This window comes from Saccharopolyspora sp. NPDC050642 (genome assembly GCF_040654735.1).
In the GTDB taxonomy this organism is placed as follows: Bacteria; Actinomycetota; Actinomycetes; order Mycobacteriales; family Pseudonocardiaceae; genus Saccharopolyspora; species Saccharopolyspora elongata.
Map to the genome: position 1 here is coordinate 303,906 of NZ_JBFAIN010000004.1, position 17,771 is coordinate 321,676.

Consider the following 17,771-nt stretch of genomic DNA (forward strand, 5'->3'; position numbering starts at 1 on the left):
CGGTCGGCAGAGGCGCTCGACCGGCCGCGCTTCCTAGCGTGCAGGCCCATGGATCAGCCGAAACGGGCAGCCGGGCGGCGGGAGTGGGCGGGGCTGGCCGTGCTCGCCCTGCCGACCGCCCTGCTGGCCATCAACAACTCCGCGCTGCACCTGGCGTTGCCGACGCTGAGCGCTGACCTCGCCGCCACCGGGCCGCAATTGCTGTGGATCGTCGACGTCTACGGGTTCGTCATGGCCGCGCTGCTGATCTCGATGGGATCGCTCGGCGATCGGATCGGGCACCGCCGCTTGCTGCTCGCGGGCGCAGTGGCTTTCGGCGCGGCCTCGCTGCTCGCCGCGTTCGCCCCCAGCGCCGAGGTGCTGGTCCTGGCGCGTGCGCTGCTCGGCGCGGCGGGCGCGACCTTGATGCCGGCGACCCTCGCGCTGCTGCGCGTCATGTTCCCGCTGCCCGTGCAGCGCACGGTCGCGATCGGCTGGTGGGTCACCAGCTTCACCGCGGGCAACGTGCTCGGTCCGGTCGCCGGCGGGCTGGTGCTGGATTTAGCCGATTGGGGCTCGGTTTTCCTGCTGGGCATCCCGGTGATGGCACTGCTGCTGATCACCGGCCCGTTCCTGCTCCCCGCCCACCGTGACCGCGCCGGCGGCCGCCCGGACTTCGCCAGCGCGCTGCTGTCGGCAGGTGCCGTGCTGGTCCTCGTCCACGGGCTCAAGGAGCTGTCAGCCGGAAACGCGCAACTGGTGCCTGGAATCGCGATCGCCGGCGGCCTGGTGCTCGGTCACGCCTTCATCCGCCGCCAACGCCGGTTGACGCACCCGATGCTCGACCTCGGATTGCTGGCCGACCGCGCGTTCGCCGCTCCGCTGATCGCGGTGACGCTCACCGTTTTCACCAACGCCGGCACCACTTTCGTCCTCGCCCAGCACCTGCAGGGCGTGCTCGCGCTGCCACCGCTGGAGGCCGCGTTCTGGCTGCTTCCGTCCACAGTGGCCGGAATCGCGCTGTCCGCCTGTTCCGCCACCTTCGCCCGCCGGTTCCGGCCATCGGTCCTGCTGACCACCGGCCTCGTCATCGCCGCCACCGGAACCGGCGTGCTCACCCAGGCCGACGGCCCGGCCGCGCTCGCGGTCCTGGTCACCGGCACGATCGTGCTCCGCGTCGGAGTGGTTCCGGTGATGATCTCGAGCACCGACGCGATCGTCGGCGCGGCGCCGCCGGAGCGCGCCGGTTCGGCCACCGCGCTCCAGGAAACCTGCGGCGAGCTCGGGCTGGCGCTCGGGGTCACCGTTCTCGGCAGCATCTGCACCGCCGTTTACCGCGCCGGGTTGAGCGGGGCGATCCCCGGCTCGGTGGCACCGGAAGCCGCCGAAGCCGCCCGCGGTGGCATCGGCGCCGCGGTCGAGCTGGCCGCCCGGTCACCCGGGGAGCAGGGCGCCGAGCTGCTCGACCAAGCCCGCCAGGCGTGGACCGATGCATTGCACGTCAGCACCGCTATCGGAGCTGTGATCCTCGCCGCGGCCGCGGTCGGGGTGTGGAGCGTCCAACGGCGCCGAGTCGGCTAGGAGTCGTCGAGGTCGCCGCAGGTAAACAAGCTGTATCGATTGTGAAATGCAGGCCACACCCGTTAGTGTGATGGCCGTCATGAGGCGCCACCGTCGTCGCCGCCCCGCATTTCGCAATTCTTCCGGAGGCGATCAATGGCGCCGCCAATGCAGCACGTCGTCGAACAGGTCACCCAGCGGATCGCGGACCGCAGCTCCGCGTCCCGCGCCGCGTACCTGGAGCGCATCCGCGCGGCCGGGGCCGTCGGTCCGGCGCGCACCGAGCTGCCCTGCAGCAACCTCGCGCACGGCTTCGCCGCGTGCAGCGGCCCGGACCGGCTCGCGGTGCGCGGAGCGGTCAAGCCCGGCATCGCGATCGTTTCCGCCTACAACGACATGCTCTCCGCGCACCAGCCGTACGCCGAGTACCCGGCGTGGCTGAAGGACGCGGTCCGCGAGGCCGGCGGCGTCGCGCAGTTCGCGGGTGGTGTGCCCGCCATGTGCGACGGCATCACCCAGGGCCGCACCGGCATGGAGCTGTCGCTGTTCTCCCGCGACGTCATCGCGATGGCCACCGGCGTCGCGCTCTCCCACGAGATGTTCGACGGCGCCCTGCTGCTCGGGGTGTGCGACAAGATCGTGCCGGGCCTGCTCATCGGCGCGCTGTCGTTCGGCCACCTGCCGACCGTGCTGGTGCCCGCCGGGCCGATGCCCTCCGGGCTGCCCAACCGGGAGAAGAGCCGCATCCGGCAGCTGTTCGCCGAGGGCAAGGCCAGCCGCGAGGACCTGCTGGAAGCGGAGTCGGCGTCGTACCACTCGCCCGGCACCTGCACGTTCTACGGCACCGCCAACTCCAACCAGCTCGTCGTCGAGGTCATGGGCCTGCACCTGCCGGGGTCGAGCTTCGTGCCGCCGGGCACCCCGCTGCGCAAGGCGCTCACCGAGGAGGCCGCCCGCCGCGTCGTGCAGCTCGGCCGCGACGCCGACCGCACGCCGATCGGCGAGATCATCGACGAACGGGCCATCGTCAACGGCGTCGTCGCGCTGCTGGCCACCGGCGGTTCGACCAACCACACGCTGCACCTGGTGGCCATCGCCGCCGCGGCCGGTATCGAGCTGACCTGGGACGACTTCTCCGACCTGTCCGCCGTCGTGCCGTCGCTGGCGAAGGTCTACCCCAACGGTTCCGCCGACATCAACCACTTCGCCGCCGCCGGAGGCGTGCAGACGCTCGTCGGCGAGCTGCTCGACGCGGGCCTGCTGCACCCCGACGTCAAGACGGTCGCCGGCCCCGGGCTGGACCGCTACCGGCAGCAGCCGTTCCTGGAGGACGGTGAGCTCGTCTGGCGGGACGCGCCGGCGAAGAGCCTGGACCCGGACGTGCTGCGCGGCGTCGACGAGCCGTTCGCCCCCGACGGCGGACTGCGGGTGCTCGACGGCAACCTCGGGCGGTCGGTGATCAAGGTTTCCGCGGTCAGCGCGGAACACCGCGCCGTCACCGCCCCGGCCCGGGTCTTCGACGACCAGCACGGCTTCACGGCCGCGTTCCAGGCCGGCGAGCTGGACCACGACGTCGTGGTGGTGATCCGCAACCAGGGCCCGCAGGCCAACGGGATGCCGGAGCTGCACGGGCTGACGCCCGCGCTGGGCGTGCTGATGGACCGCGGCCACCAGGTCGCGCTGGTCACCGACGGCCGGATGTCCGGCGCCTCCGGCAAGATCCCGGCGGCGATCCAGCTGACCCCGGAGGCCAGCGCGGGTGGGCCGCTGGCCCGCGTCCGCGACGGCGACGTGGTCCGGCTCGACGCCGACCGCGGCACCCTGGAGGTGCTGGTGCCCGACGACGAACTCGCCGCGCGCGACAACGCACCGGCCGCGCCCGGGACGCAGTACGGCACCGGCCGGGAGCTGTTCGCGGCGTTCCGGCAGGCCGTGGGGCGGGCCGATCGCGGTGCCAGCGTGTTCGCGCCGCCGACGGCGCAGCCCGCCGACGTGACAGCATGACAGCGCTGGTCAGGACCCGTGAGCACTTCGAGCTGCTATGGCGACACGAAGTACGCACGGGTCCCCGGCGGAACGTCACACGCACTAGGAACGGATGAACCACCGATGAACACTGCAGCTGACGTGCTGGAACTCGCTCCTGTGGTGCCGGTCGTGGCGTTGGACGACGTCGCGCACGCGGTGCCGCTGGCCGAGGCGCTGCTGCGCGGCGGAATCCGCACCATCGAGGTCACCTTGCGCACCCCGGCCGGGCTGCCCGCGATCGAGCGCATCGCCGCCGAGGTGCCCGAGATGGTCGCCGGGGCCGGCACGATCACCGAACCCGGGCAGGCCAAACGGGCCGCCGACGCCGGCGCCCGCTACCTCGTCACGCCGGGCACCACGGACCGGCTGCTCGACGACGTCGAGGCATCCGGGGTGCCGTTCCTGGCCGGCGCGAGCACCGTGTCGGAGGCGATGCGGCTGGCCGAGCGCGGGGCGACGGCGATGAAGTTCTTCCCCGCCGAGCCCAGCGGCGGCGTGCCGTTCCTCAAGGCGATCGCCGGGCCGTTGCCGGACCTGCGGTTCTGCCCGACCGGCGGGATCAGCCCGCAGACCGCGCCGAACTACCTCGCGCTGCCCAACGTGGGCTGCGTCGGCGGCTCGTGGCTGGCACCGAAGGACGTGCTGGCCGCCGGCGACTGGGCGCAGATCGAGCAGCTCGCCCGCGACGCGGCCGCGCTGCGGGCCTAGCCTGGCCCAGGCCGCGCGGCGAGGTGCGCGGCCTCCGCAGGCGCGAGGCGAGTTGTGAACAGCCGCTGCAGCAGCCCGAAAAGTCTCACGGCCTCCGTCAAACGCGGTAACCGGCGCCCCGCAGCGACTGGTTCCGCCTCCGCCTGTGCCGTCCGTAGCGTGATGCCGGTCAGTATCCGTCGACCAGTTGGCGGTCAGGTGCGATGGACAGAACACGCCCGGCTCACAGAGGCTTGAGCAGAACTCTCGCCTGCGCCAGCGCCACCCTGCTGGCCGTTTTCCTCGGCATGCCAGGCGATGCCGACGCCCAGACGCCGCACACCGTGGTCACCTTCACCGTGGACGACGGGAGCGTCTCGCAGACATCCGGCGCCCGGATCCTCAGCAAGCACGGGATGCGCGGCACCTTCTACGTCGTGTCCGGATCGATCGGCACGCGCGGCTACCTGAGCCTCGACGACCTGCGCTCGCTCGCCGCGGCCGGGCACGAGATCGGCGGGCACACCGTCAACCACCCCGACCTCGCCTCGGACGCACCGGACGAAGCCCGCCGGGAGATCTGCCAGGACCGGGCCAACCTCGTCGGCTGGGGCTTCCGGCCGACCTCGTTCGCCTACCCGTACGGCAGCTTCAGCCGCGAGGCCGAGCAGGCGGCCGCGGACTGCGGTTACAACAGCGCGCGGGTCACCGGCAGCCTCCTGACCAAGAAAAGCTGCTCGGACTGCGCCCCGGCCGAGTCGATACCGCCGGTGAACCCGCTGGTGGTGCGCGGCACCGACACGGTCACCCCCGACTGGACGCTGGCGGACCTGCAGCAGGTGGTGCTGCGGGCCGAAGCCTCCGGCGGCGGCTGGGTTCCGCTGGTGCTGCACCAGACCTGCGACTTCTGCGGGTCGCTGTCGATCAGCCCGGCCGTGCTGGACCAGTTCGCGTCCTGGCTGGCGCAGCGGCGGGCGAACGGCACGGTGGTGCGCACGGTCGACCAGGTGATCGGCGGCGGATTCCGCCCGCTGGTCCACCCACCGACGCCCGCGCCGCGCGACGGGCTGGTCAACGCGTCGCTGGAAGAGCCGGGCCCGCGCGGCTGGGTGCAGAGCAGCTGGGGCCAGAACAATCCACAATGGACCCGCATCGCCGACGCGCACGACGGGCGCTGGGCGCAGCGGCTGGACATCACCGAGTACGCCAGCGGCGAGGCGAAACTCCTGCAGCAGCTCGACATGGGCGAGGTCGCGCCGACCGCGCACCCGAACAACACCTACGAGCTCAGCGCCTGGTACAAGTCGACCGCGCCCACCCAGCTCGCCGTCTACCGCCGCGATCAGGACGGCATCTGGCGCTACTGGACGACCAGCCCGTGGTTCGCCGCCTCGGCGAACTGGGCGTCCGCGGCGTGGACGACACCGGCGGCCCCGGACGGCACGACCGGGCTGAGCTTCGGGCTCACCCTGACCCGTGCCGGTTCGCTGACCACGGACGACTACCGGCTGCAGGAGAACGTCAGGCCGAAGGCCGAGGCCGTCTGCGCCCGCCTGCCGTGGACCTACCTGTTGAGATGGCTCTGCTGACGGCGAGCGCGATCGTGGTCGTCGTCCTGATCGCGGCGGCCTGCGGCGGAGACGCGGCAGAACCGGATGGCCGGGCGTATCCGCCGCACACCGGCATCGTGGCCACCACGTTCTGGGTCGGCGAGGTGCTCGACCCGGGCTCGCCGGACGGCAGCCAGCGGTTGTCGGCCTACGACGCCGACTGGCTGGCGAGTTATGGCGGTTGCGACGGCGTGGATCGGGACGGCCGGTGCGACACCGAACGGCGCACCGCCGCCAACGGCTTCTTCCCCACCAGGATGACGCCGCGGCAGAATCCGTTCTACCTGGACCTGCCCTTCGACGACCGCAACGATCCGGCCGCGTTCGAGCAGCGCGGCCGGGTGGTGCCGTGGGCCGGTGATCCCGGCTACGCGGGCCGTGCCGCGGACCGCTCCACCAGCTTCATGAAGAACCGCTGGGTTCGGATCCAGCACGGCGCCGCGGTCTGCTTCGGGCAGATCGAGGACGCCGGGCCGGGCGAGTACGACGACGCGGCCTACGTGTTCGGCGTCGACGACCGCCGACCCGCCAACACCCGGTTCAACGGCGCGGGCCTGGACGTCTCGCCCGCGCTGAACGGCTGCCTCGGCCTGCGCGAGCTCGATGGGCAGCACGACGTCGTCGACTGGCGGTTCGTCGACGACGTCGACGTGCCGCCAGGGCCGTGGACCCGGATCGTCACGACGAGCCCGCCGTCGGCCTGGTGAGGATCAGGCGGCGATGGTGGTCAGCGCCTCGGGAATCGAGTCCACCACGGGGAATCCGGACGTCTCCAGCGCCGCCCGGCTCATCACACCGGTGGTCACCAGGACGCACTTGGTGCCGGCCTGCTCCGCCGCGTGCGCGTCGTCCAGCACGTCGCCGATGAGCACCACGTCGCGCGCGTCGATCTCCTGCGCCGCGAGGTGGCGGCGCAGGTGCTCGGCCTTGGACCCGCCGCCGATGTCGTCGCGGAGCCCGTCGACGCGCTCGAAGAGCGGGTGCAGGCCCATATCGGTCACCAGCGGGACCAGCTCGTCGTGGAACCACATCGAAAGCAGCGACTGGGTGCGGCCGGCGGACGCCCAGTCCTTCAGGGCGTGCGGCACGCCCTGCGCGAGTCCGCAGGTGTGCAGCAGTTCCCGGTAGGCCTCGTGGTAGAGCACGTCGATGCGCGCCCAGTCCTGTTCGCCGAGCGATCGCCGCAGCAGCCGCTCGTAGCACTGCAGCAGCGGGCGGCTGAACACCGACCGCCACTCGTCGATGTCGACGTGCTCGCGGTCGTAGGCCGTGCAGACCGCGTTCACCGCCGCCACCACTGCGTCGTTGTCCGCGAGGAGCGTGCCGTTCCAGTCCCACACGATGTGCCGCACGTCGGCGAAGGTCGTCATGGCTGGCGACTCTACGATCCGGCGGCGACATTCCAGTACCGCCGTCCCATTCTGAGAGGCGGCCCACACGCGACCTGCCCGGCCGGATCACACCCCGCCCGTGCCGACCTCGGCCATGACCTCCAGCAGCAGGTCGGCATCGGCCCGGACGCCGGGGTCGGAGTCCCGCTCGCTCAGCGAGCCCAGCAGCGGCTTGTACCGGACGGACGGCGCGTAGCTCATCGCGTAGACCGCCGCCTTCCTGATGTCGGCCTCCGGCGCACCAAGCGCGTCCCGGATCGCCTCGAAGACGTCCTCGTCGAATCCGTGCGGGCCGCCGAGCGCCACCATCAGAAGCGCATGCCGGCGATCGGCGACGCTTGGCGCGGATTCCAGCGCGTCGAAGAGCTCCTCGCGCGAGTAGACGTCGAGCCGGCCCGCGGCGAGCTTTGTCAGCGAGAGGCAGGAGTTCCACATTCCCGTGGCGAAGAAGAAGTACGGGCAGCCGGTGACGTCGTCGACGACGAAGCGGAGGTCGACGTCGTAGCCGCTCCACACCACCTCGCGGAGCATGCCGTCCCGCTCCGGGCGCACCGATTTCTCCCAGCCGAACTCCGCGGCGAAGGAATCGAGCCGGGATTCAGGTTCGTCTCCCGCAGGATGAGCCGGAGGCCTTGGTGGACGAGCGAGAAGGGCATTCGACTCCTCCTGCGGCGGCGGGCGCCGGCCGATGTTCGGTGGATCAGCGATCCCTCATCGGACGAAACGCGGTGCCGTTGCGTTCCGACTCCACGCCGCAGCACTTCTCGCCGTGCCGGCAAAAGCAAAGCCGAGCGGACGGCGCGCCATCGCGCACCGCCCGCTCGGCAGGTCTGCTCGCTCAGCGGGCGAACGAAGCCGCGACGCTGTCGGTCACGGCGATTCGAGGTCCGGGTCCGGAGCGTCTTCGCCGGAGCGCTCGATCTCCTCCCGCACCACGCGGAAGGCCAAACCTTCGGAGTAGCCCTTGCGGGCCAGCATCCCGACGAGGCGGCGCATCTTGGTCGCGTGGTCCAGGTTCGCCATCGCCCGGAGCTTGCGCTGCACCAGCTCCCGAGCCCGCTCCGCCTCCGCGTCGACATCCACAGTGGACAACGCCGCGTCGACCAGGTGCTCGTCGACTCCCTTGCGGCGCAGCTCGAAGCCCAGCGCCTTGCGCCCCAGCCCCTGGTACCGCTGCCGCGAATGCACCCACTCCTCGGCGAACGAGGCGTCGTCGACCAGGCCCGCGTCGACGAACTTCTGCAGCACGGCGTCGGCGACTTCCTCGTCGATCTCCTTGCGCAGCAAGGCCTTTCGCAGCTCCGAGCGACTGCGCGAGCGGGCCGCGAGCAGCCGGTACACCGTGTCCCGGGCCAGCTGCTCCGGATCGTCCGGCTTGCGCCGCGGCTTCTCGCCGGCCGCGGCTTCCGGCGGGGCGTCGCCGGAAGAACGGCGCCGCGCACCGCTCCCCCGACGCGTACCGTCACCGTTCATCTGCACCCAATGTCCAAGAGGCGATCAACAGGCGGTCGGCCGGATCAGAAGTCCACCGGCGCCGGCTCGGCGTTCTCGGCGTCCAGCGTCGCGCCGATGCCGAGCTTCTCCTTGATCCGCTTCTCGATCTCGTTGGCGATGTCCGGGTTCTCCCGCATGAACTTGCGGGCGTTCTCCTTGCCCTGGCCGAGCTGGTCGCCCTCGTAGGTGTACCAGGCACCGGACTTGCGGATGATGCCCTGCTCGACGCCCATGTCGATCAGCGAGCCCTCGCGGCTGATGCCGATGCCGTAGATGATGTCGAACTCGGCCTGCTTGAACGGCGGAGCGACCTTGTTCTTCACCACCTTGACCCGGGTCCGGTTGCCGACCGCGTCCGAGCCGTCCTTCAACGTCTCGATCCGCCGCACGTCCAGGCGCACCGACGAGTAGAACTTCAGCGCCTTACCACCGGTGGTGGTCTCCGGCGAGCCGAACATCACGCCGACCTTCTCGCGGAGCTGGTTGATGAAGATCGCGGTGGTCTTGGCGTTGTAGAGCGCGGAGGTCAGCTTGCGCAGCGCCTGGCTCATCAGCCGGGCCTGCAGACCCACGTGGCTGTCGCCCATCTCGCCCTCGATCTCGGCGCGCGGCACCAGCGCGGCCACCGAGTCGATGACGATGATGTCCAGCGCGCCGGAGCGGATCAGCATGTCCGCGATCTCCAGCGCCTGCTCACCGGTGTCCGGCTGGGACACCAGCAGCGCGTCGGTGTCCACCCCGATCGCCTTGGCGTACTCCGGGTCCAGCGCGTGCTCGGCGTCGATGAACGCCGCGGTGCCGCCCAGCTTCTGCGCGTTGGCCACGGCGTGCAGCGCGACGGAGGTCTTACCGCTGCTCTCCGGGCCGTAGATCTCCACGATGCGGCCTCGCGGCAGACCGCCGATCCCCAGCGCGACGTCCAGCGAGATGGAACCGGTCGGGATGACCTCGATCGGTGCGCGCGACTCGTCGCCGAGCCGCATGACCGACCCTTTGCCGTACTGCTTGTCGATCTGGGCGAGCGCGAGCTCCAGCGCCTTGCCCTTGTCCGGTGTCGCTGCCATCGGGGGTCCACCTCGGTCGAGTCGAACTTCGTCGTCGTGTGTCAGATCAGACGCTACGGGCAGGGACCGACAATTCCGTCGCGGGGTGCGCCGACGGTCCGATCCCACGCGCCCCATCTTAGGCGAACGGATGTTCGATCAACTTCCCGACACGCCAGCGATGTCACCCGACCGTGTGACAGTGCGATCACCGTGTTCGAGGCGGACACTCGGAAGACCAACTGGCGAACCGGCCGCCCGGGCTCCGAGGAGGTGCCGACCATGCGAATGGACCGCTACCTGCCACCAGACCACCCGCTGAGCCGGTTCTACCGGGTCGGGGCGGCCATCTTCGGCGCGTTCCTGCTCGCCTTCGGCGTGCTCGGGCTGGCCAACCAGGTGCCGCTGTTCACCACCAGGGGCATCGACGTCATCGGCCTGTCCAGCAACGGCCTGCTGGCCGTGGTCTCGGTGGTGGTCGGCGCGATCCTGGTCGGCGCCGCCGCCTGGGGCGGACCGGTCGCCTCCACCACGACCGCCGCGGTCGGGGTGCTGTTCTTCCTGTCCGGGCTGATCAACCTGGGCCTGCTGAACACGCCCTGGAACGTGTTCGCCTTCAAGCTGCAGAACGTGGTGTTCAGCCTGATCGCGGGCATGCTGCTGATGTTCCTCGGGTTCTACGGCCGGGTCAGCGGCGGACTGCCGCAGGACAACCCCTACGTCCGCTACCGGCACCACGAACCGCCCGCCGAGGAGGTCCCCGAGCAGCGACTCGCCGACGAGCGGCGGATCGCCGAGATCGAACCGCTCTGCAAGGCCGAGAAGGCCGTGGCCGACGGCCACCCCACGCCGGAGCAGAACCGGTTGGTGCAGGCCGAGACGTGGCGGCACATGCAGGAGGAGCGGCGCCGCGCCTACCAGCACTACCTCGAAGCCGGGCGCAGCGCCGAGCAGCAGATCAGCGCGCAGAACCTGTGGGCCGACTTCGAAGTCCCGGAACGCCGGCCCGCGGAGCCCCGCGCCGCGGAAGGCAAGGAGGAAGCGGGGTCCTAGCGCCGTTCGGCGGGCACCTCGAAGGACTCGCAGACCGCCTGCCAGACCTCCTTGGTCGACAGCCCGGCCTCGAGCGCCTGGTCGACGGTCCGCCCGCCGAGGGACGAGAACACGTGGTCCTGGGCCAGCATCTCGGCGCGGACCCGGCCGAATTCGTCGGCCATGCGTTGGCGGAAAGCAGTGTGGCGCATCGCCCGCCAGCCTACGCGGCGGCCGTACCCTGGTGGTGTGCTGCTCTTGCTGCAGGCCGATCCGACCGGCTTGTCGACGCCGCTGGGCCAGGTGGTGATCGGCGCCGTGTTGCTGGCGGTCATCGTGCTCGCGGTGCGCTTCCTGTGGGAGCACCGCAACCGGCGCTGAATCAGGCCGTGCCCGGCTGGACCGACTTCTCGAACTCGTCGGCCAGCTTGTTCGGGTCGAGCTGCTTGTCGCCGTTGGGCTTGAGCACCATGCCGACCAGCGGGCGGTCGTCGACCGTGAACACCAGGGTGCCGAAGGTGTCGCTGGTGACCGCGCGGTAGGTGCCGGACAGGCCGTTGCCGTTCCAGTCCGCCTCGACCTGGTCGCTGGTCACACCGTTGAACTCCAGCAGCAGGTCGGCGCGCCGCTGCGCGGCCTCCATCGTGTCCAGCTGGGTGTAGACGATCTGGGTGCCCTCGTTGGGGTTGCCGATCGAGCAGGACACCACGGTGCCGTCGAGCTCCCGCAGGCCGGGCATGATCCGCTGCCAGCCCGGCGCGCAGTTGGCGTGCTCCGGAACGGTGCCGGCGAGGTTGCCCAGGCAGGCGGTGAAGCCCTCGGCGTTGACGGTGCCGGGCTGGAAGCAATCCGCCGCGCTGGGCGCGCTGGAGCCGTTGGTGGCGCGGAACACGATCGCCACGATCGCGACGATCACCGCGACGGTCGCGACCGCGCCGAGGCCGATCAGCATGTTGCGGTTGCGCCGGGACACGTCCGCGGGCGGCTGGGGATGGGGCTGCTGCTGGGGCGGCGCGACGGGGTACGTGCGAACCGTGTCGGGCTCCCGGTACGGCGCCTGCTGCTGGCCGGTCTGCGGGATGGCGACCGGGCCCGACTGCAGGCTGGACCGGATGTCCTGGGTCCACATCGCGGCACCGTCGCGGGACACGTGGTGCGCCCCGAGCGCGACGGCGGTCTCCGGCTGGTCGAGCGTCGTCGGCACGATCCGCAGCTGTTCGCCGATCAGGCTGGCGACCAGCGGCAACCGGCTGGAGCCGCCCACCAGGTACACGCCGGCGAGGCGCTCCGGGTTCATCCCGTTCGAGCGCAGCACCGCGGCCAGCAGCTCGACGCTGCGCAGCATGCTCGGCCGCACCAGCGCTTCCAGCTCCGCGCGGGTGACCAGCACGTCCTCGAAGGGCTCCGGCATCGGCACCTCGGTCTGCGGGTGCCGGGAGAGCGCTTCCTTCGCGGCGCGGACGTCTTCGCGCAGGGCACGCTGGGCCCGCCGGTCGCCGGTGCTCTCCGGGCGCAGCAGCCGCTGCCAGCGCTGCGGGTCCTTGTTGGAGACCTGCCGCCCGACGTGCTCCAGGAGCGCCTGGTCGACGTCCAACCCGCCGAGATCGGCCAGGCCGTCCTCGGCCAGCACCGCGAACCCGTTCTGCGTGGCGCCGACGATCGCGCAGTCGAAGGTGCCCGCGCCCAGGTCGTAGACGGCGAGCGCCTGGCCAGCGCCGAGGGTGCGGTCCGGGAAGGACGCGAAGTGCGCGGCCGCGGCCACCGGTTCCGGGATCAGCACCAGGTTGCAGGTGAAACCGGCCAACCGGGCGGCGGACAGCAGCACGTTGCGGCGGACCGTGCCCCACTGCGCGGGGTGGGTCAGCCGGACCTCGTCGGGCTGGGCGCCGCCCAGCTGCCGGGTGGTCTCCTCGGCGACCCGGTGCAGCACCGCGGCCAGCGCGTCGGTGACGGTGATGACGTTGTCGCCCAGCAGCAGGGTGCTCTCGTCGACCCGGCGCTTCGGGTTCGGCTCGAACCGGGACGGGTCGAGCCGGGCGCGGCGTTCGGCGTCGCGGCCGACGATGATCCCGCCGTCCTCGGTGGCGAACACCGCGGACGGCATGGTCGCCGAGCCGTCGACCTCGACCACCCGCGGCGGCCTGCCGTGCGCCGACAGGACCGCGACGGTGTTCGAGGTGCCGAGATCCACTGACAGGACGCGCACCCGTCCCCCTCCCACGCTGAAGCTTCCGGGCTCGAATGCTGCCACGTCAGCGGCGGCGGGAAGCACCGATCCCCCGCATTCGTGCCGAATCACATCCCGGCAGGCCCTTGTGGACGGTCGGCCGGTGCCGGTCGCGGGTGTCGGTGTCGGGGCGTTGGTCCAGCATGTAGTGGTGAGCGATGTGCTGGACGGCTTCTCCGCGGCGACCCGCGACTGGTTCCGCGGGGCCTTCGCCGCGCCCACCGAGGCGCAGCGCGGGGCGTGGGAGGCGATCGCCGGAGGCGAGCACGCGCTGGTCGTCGCGCCGACCGGCTCCGGCAAGACGCTCGCGGCGTTCCTCTCCGCCCTGGACAAGCTGGCCGCGGAAGGCACGCCCGCCGACGCGAAGCAGCGCTGCCGGGTGCTCTACGTGTCGCCGATGAAGGCACTGGTCGTCGACGTGGAGCGGAACCTGCGCGCGCCGCTGGCCGGGATCCGGCAGGCCGCGCAGCGCCTCGGCAGCGCCCCGCCGGACATCCGGGTCGGCATCCGCACCGGGGACACCCCGGCCGACCAGCGCCGTTCGTTCGCCCGCACGCCGCCGGACGTGCTGGTCACCACGCCCGAGTCGCTGTTCCTGCTGCTGACCTCGGCGGCCCGGGAGTCGCTGCGCGGCGTCGAGACGGTGATCGTCGACGAGGTGCACGCGGTGGCCGCCACCAAGCGCGGAGCGCACCTGGCGCTTTCGCTGGAACGGCTGGACGAGCTGCTGCCGAAGCCGGCGCAGCGCATCGGGCTGTCCGCGACGGTCCGCCCGGTGGAGGAGGTGCGGACGTTCCTGGCCGGCGGCCGGCCGGTGCGCACCATCCAGCCCGCGAACGCCAAGGAGGTCGAGGTCCGGGTCGAGGTGCCGGTGCCGGACATGGCCGAGCTGGGCGCGCCGACCGGCGAGGTCGAGGGCCCGGCGGCGGGCGCGGAGCAGCGCACGTCGATCTGGCCGTCGGTGCAGGAGCGGATCCTGGAGCTGATCCGCGAGCACCGGTCGACCATCGTGTTCACCAACTCCCGGCGGCTGGCCGAGCGGCTCACCGCCGGGATCAACGAGCTCGCGGCCGAGGAGCCGGTGCCCCTGGAGCGGTTCCCGGCCGAGGCGGTGGGCGGCTCCGGGATCGGCGGCGGCGCCCCGCCGATCGTCGCGAAGGCGCACCACGGCTCGATGTCGAAGGAACAGCGGGCGGTGGTCGAGGAGGAGCTGAAGTCCGGGCGGCTGGCCTGCGTGGTGGCCACCTCGTCGCTGGAGCTGGGCATCGACATGGGCGCGGTGGACCTGGTGATCCAGGTGGAGACGCCGCCGAGCGTGGCATCCGGGCTGCAGCGCATCGGGCGCGGCGGGCACCAGGTCGGCGCGGTGTCGCGGGGCGTGGTGTTCCCGAAGTTCCGGGGCGATCTCGTCGGCTGCGCCGTGGTGTCCGAGCGGATGGCGGACGGGCTGATCGAGTCGCTGTCGTTCCCGCGCAACCCGCTGGACGTGCTGGCCCAGCACGTCGTGGCGATGGTCTCGATGGACACCTGGTCGGTGCCGCAGCTGGCGGCGCTGCTGCGGCGCGCCGCGCCCTACGCGGGGCTGCCGGACTCGGCGTTGCACGCGGTGCTGGACATGCTGGCGGGCCGCTATCCCAGCGAGGAGTTCGGCGAGCTGCGGGCTCGCATCGTCTGGGACCGAGTGAACGACGAGCTGCGCGCGCGGCCGGGCGCGCAGCGGCTCGCGGTGACCTCCGGCGGCACGATCCCGGACCGCGGCCTGTTCGTGGTGACCACGCCGGCCGACGAGGCGGGCAAGGGCGGGGTGCGGGTCGGCGAGCTCGACGAGGAGATGGTCTACGAGTCGCGGGTGGGCGACACCTTCCTGCTGGGCACCTCGGCGTGGCGGGTGGAGGACATCACCCACGACCGGGTCGTGGTGGTTCCCGCGCCGGGCGAGCCGGGCCGGATGCCGTTCTGGAAGGGCGATTCGCCGGGGCGGCCGCTGGAGCTCGGGCGCGCGCTGGGCGCCTTCGTGCGGGAGCTGACCAGCGCGGACACCCAGGCGGCGCGGTCCCGCGTGGCGGCCGCCGGGCTGGACGAGTGGGCCCGCGACAACCTGCTGTCCTATTTGGACGAACAGCGCCAGGCGACCCGGCACGTCCCGGACGACCGCACGATCGTGGTGGAGCGGTTCCGCGACGAGCTCGGCGACTGGCGGATGGTGGTGCACTCGCCGTTCGGCGCCAAGGTCAACGGCCCGTGGGCGCTGGCCATCGGCGCCCGGATCCGCGAGCGGCGCGGGATCGAGCCGCAGGTGGCCTCTTCCGACGACGGGATCGTGCTGCGGCTGGCCGACGCGCTGGACGACTCCGGCGCCGAGGTGCTGCCGACCGCCGAAGACGTCCTGCTGCCGCCGGACGAGGTGCAGCAGGTGGTGACCGACGAGGTCGGCGGTTCGGCCCTGTTCGCGGCCCGGTTCCGGGAGTGCGCGGCGCGGGCGCTGCTGCTGCCGCGCCGGGATCCGCGTCGCCGCACGCCGTTGTGGCAGCAGCGGCAGCGGGCCGCGCAGCTGCTGACGGTGGCTGCGCAGTACGAGCAGTTCCCGATCGTGCTCGAAGCGATGCGGGAATGCCTTCAGGACGTCTACGACCTGCCCGGGCTGACCGAGCTGATGTCGCAGGTCGCGGCGCGCAAGGTGCGGGTGGTCGAGGTCGAGACGCCGACGCCGTCGCCGTTCGCGCGCAGCCTGCTGTTCGGCTACATCGGCATGTTCCTGTACGAGACCGATGCGCCGCTGGCGGAGCGCCGATCGGCGGCGTTGAGCCTGGATTCGACGCTGCTGGCGGAGCTGCTCGGCTCGGAGGCGATGCGGGAGCTGCTCGACGCCGAGGCGCTCGACGAGATCGAGCAGCAGCTGCAGCGGCTCGCCCCGGATCGGCAAGCCCGCGACGCCGAGTCCGCGGTGGACCTGCTGCGGTTCCTGGGAGATCTGTCCACGGCCGAAGCCGAGGCGCGAGGCGTGCGGCCGGAGTGGCTGGCGGACCTGGCGGAACAGCGCCGGGTGCTGCGGGTGCGCATCGCGGGCGACGAGCGCTGGATCGCCATCGAGGACGCGGGCAAGGTCCGCGATGCGTTGGGCGTCGCGCTGCCGGTCGGCGTGCCGGAGGCGTTCACCGAGCCGGTCGCCGACCCGCTGGGCGACCTGCTGATCCGCTACGCGCGCTGCCGCGGGCCGTTCACCGCCGACGCCGCGGCGCAGCGATTCGGGTTGGGCGTGGCCGTGGTGCACGGCGTGCTGGACCGGCTGACCGGCACCGGACGGCTGGTCCGAGGCGAGCTGCGGCCGCTGGAGGCCGGTGGCGGCGGCGCGCTGGAGTACTGCGACGCCGACGTGCTGCGGCGGCTTCGGAGGGCGTCGCTGGCCCGGCTGCGCGCCGAGGTCGAGCCGGTGGAACCGGCCGCGCTGGGCCGTTTCCTGCCCGCGTGGCACGGCATCGGGGCGCGGCTGCGCAGCGCGCCGACGGTCGACGACGTGTACGCCATGGTCGAACAGCTCGCGGGCGCGCCGGTTCCGGCGAGCGGCCTGGAGTCGCTGATCCTGCCCGCCCGGCTGCCCGGCTACTCCCCCGCGCTGCTCGACGAGCTGACCGCGACCGGCGAGGTCAGCTGGGTCGGCGCGGGCTCGCTGGCCGGCGGCGACGGCTGGATCGCGCTGGCGCCCACCGATGTCGCCGACCTGCTGTTGCCGGACCTGCCGGAGGAAACCACCGCCGATTCCCCGTTGCACCGCGCTGTTGTGTCCTCATTGGACGGTGGCGCGCTGTTCTTCCGCCAGTTGGCTGATCGGGCGGCGGCGCTGCTGCTGGAACAGGGCGAGACCGCGCCCGCCGACGATGCGGTCACTTCGGCGTTGTGGGATCTGGTCTGGTCCGGCGCGGTCACGAACGACACCTTGGCGCCGTTGCGAGCGTTGGTGTCCGGACGCGGCGCAGCGCACAAACCGCGCCGCAGCGCACCTCGTGGCCGCTACGCGAGGTTGCGCGCGGGTCGGCCTTCGATGCCCAGCCGCAGCGGACCGCCGACGGTGTCGGGGCGTTGGTCGCTGGCGCCGCAGCCGTCCAGCGAACCGACGCGACGGGCGCATGCGCGGGCCGAGGCGTTCTTGGAACGGCACGGGGTGCTGACGCGCGGAGCGCTGGACATCGAGCGCGTCACGGGCGGATTTTCCGCCGTGTACAAGGTGCTTCGGGCGATGGAGGAATCCGGGCGCTGCAGGCGCGGATACGTCGTCGAGGGACTCGGGGCGGCGCAGTTCGCGGTGCCCGGCGCGATCGATCGCCTGCGCGCGCTGTCTCGCGAGGACGGCGACGGCGAGGCTGTGGTGCTGGCGGCCGCCGACCCGGCGCAGCCCTACGGGGGCGCGCTGGAATGGCCTGCGGTGATGGGCGAAACCCGGCATCGGCCCGGGCGCAAGGCCGGAGCGCTCGTGGTCCTCGTGTCCGGCGAAGCGGTGTTCTACGTCGAGCGCGGCGGAAAGTCGTTGTTGTCCTTCACCGACGACGAATCCGCGTTGCGCAGCGCTGCGGCGGGGTTGGCCCGCGTTGTCCGGGACGGCTGGTTGGAACAGCTCGCGGTGCAGCGCGCCGACGGCGAGGGCGCTTGGGGATCCCGCTTGGCCGACGTGCTCACCGAAGCAGGATTCCGCGCCACGCCGAAGGGTTTGCGGCTGCGCGCCTGA

General features: G+C 72.1%; 14 protein-coding genes. 8 read left to right on the forward strand and 6 right to left on the reverse strand.

What is annotated here, in order from left to right:
- The first annotated feature begins 48 nt into the window (after positions 1-48).
- The 5 genes from AB0H93_RS09965 (at position 49) to AB0H93_RS09985 (ending at position 6,571) form a co-directional block, all read left to right on the forward strand.
- On the forward strand, positions 49-1,560 hold the full coding sequence (locus tag AB0H93_RS09965; protein WP_358570241.1) for an MFS transporter: 1,512 nt from the start codon (positions 49-51) through the stop codon (positions 1,558-1,560).
- A 135-nt stretch (positions 1,561-1,695) separates the two neighbouring features.
- Entirely contained in the window at positions 1,696-3,543 is a 1,848-nt protein-coding gene (gene edd, locus AB0H93_RS09970) for a phosphogluconate dehydratase (RefSeq protein WP_358570244.1), read from the forward strand.
- Positions 3,544-3,648: 105 nt separating this feature from the next.
- The gene (eda, locus tag AB0H93_RS09975) at positions 3,649-4,275 is read left to right on the forward strand and encodes a bifunctional 4-hydroxy-2-oxoglutarate aldolase/2-dehydro-3-deoxy-phosphogluconate aldolase (protein WP_358570247.1); all 627 of its coding nucleotides are present in this window, start codon (positions 3,649-3,651) and stop codon (positions 4,273-4,275) included.
- A 233-nt stretch (positions 4,276-4,508) separates the two neighbouring features.
- Positions 4,509-5,843, forward strand: coding sequence for a polysaccharide deacetylase family protein (locus AB0H93_RS09980; RefSeq protein ID WP_358570250.1), 1,335 nt, complete (start codon positions 4,509-4,511; stop codon positions 5,841-5,843).
- The gene (locus AB0H93_RS09985; RefSeq protein ID WP_358570253.1) at positions 5,831-6,571 is read left to right on the forward strand and encodes a hypothetical protein; all 741 of its coding nucleotides are present in this window, start codon (positions 5,831-5,833) and stop codon (positions 6,569-6,571) included. The genes AB0H93_RS09980 and AB0H93_RS09985 overlap by 13 nt, the downstream gene beginning before the upstream one ends.
- A gap of 3 nt (positions 6,572-6,574) precedes the next feature.
- Here AB0H93_RS09985 and AB0H93_RS09990 read toward each other — a convergent pair whose 3' ends face one another.
- From AB0H93_RS09990 to recA, 4 genes are all read right to left on the reverse strand, one after another.
- Entirely contained in the window at positions 6,575-7,234 is a 660-nt protein-coding gene (locus AB0H93_RS09990; RefSeq protein WP_358570256.1) for an HAD family hydrolase, read from the reverse strand.
- Between the two features lie 87 nt (positions 7,235-7,321).
- Entirely contained in the window at positions 7,322-7,807 is a 486-nt protein-coding gene (locus tag AB0H93_RS09995) for a HEAT repeat domain-containing protein (protein WP_358570259.1), read from the reverse strand.
- A gap of 318 nt (positions 7,808-8,125) precedes the next feature.
- Entirely contained in the window at positions 8,126-8,734 is a 609-nt protein-coding gene (locus tag AB0H93_RS10000) for a regulatory protein RecX (protein ID WP_358570262.1), read from the reverse strand.
- Positions 8,735-8,772: 38 nt separating this feature from the next.
- Positions 8,773-9,813 carry a recombinase RecA gene (recA, locus tag AB0H93_RS10005; RefSeq protein WP_358570265.1) on the reverse strand — a complete coding sequence of 347 codons (1,041 nt, stop codon included), beginning with the start codon at positions 9,811-9,813 and terminating at the stop codon, positions 8,773-8,775.
- Between the two features lie 261 nt (positions 9,814-10,074).
- On the opposite strand from recA, the gene AB0H93_RS10010 reads away from it, so the two are divergent.
- Entirely contained in the window at positions 10,075-10,845 is a 771-nt protein-coding gene (locus AB0H93_RS10010; protein ID WP_358570268.1) for a DUF4383 domain-containing protein, read from the forward strand.
- Here AB0H93_RS10010 and AB0H93_RS10015 read toward each other — a convergent pair.
- A complete protein-coding gene (locus AB0H93_RS10015; RefSeq protein ID WP_358570271.1) occupies positions 10,842-11,036 on the reverse strand; it encodes a DUF3046 domain-containing protein in 195 nt (64 codons plus the stop codon). The genes AB0H93_RS10010 and AB0H93_RS10015 overlap by 4 nt on opposite strands.
- Before the next feature lie 37 nt (positions 11,037-11,073).
- On the opposite strand from AB0H93_RS10015, the gene AB0H93_RS10020 reads away from it, so the two are divergent.
- Positions 11,074-11,205 (forward strand): hypothetical protein, encoded by a 132-nt coding sequence (locus tag AB0H93_RS10020; RefSeq protein ID WP_268951806.1) that lies wholly within the window; start codon positions 11,074-11,076, stop codon positions 11,203-11,205.
- 1 nt (position 11,206) lies between these two features.
- Here the strand turns inward: AB0H93_RS10020 and AB0H93_RS10025 are convergent, their stop codons facing one another.
- Positions 11,207-13,030, reverse strand: coding sequence for an Hsp70 family protein (locus tag AB0H93_RS10025; RefSeq protein ID WP_358570274.1), 1,824 nt, complete (start codon positions 13,028-13,030; stop codon positions 11,207-11,209).
- Between the two features lie 172 nt (positions 13,031-13,202).
- Here AB0H93_RS10025 and AB0H93_RS10030 point away from each other — a divergent pair, with 172 nt between their 5' ends.
- The gene (locus AB0H93_RS10030) at positions 13,203-17,771 is read left to right on the forward strand and encodes an ATP-dependent helicase (RefSeq protein WP_358570277.1); all 4,569 of its coding nucleotides are present in this window, start codon (positions 13,203-13,205) and stop codon (positions 17,769-17,771) included.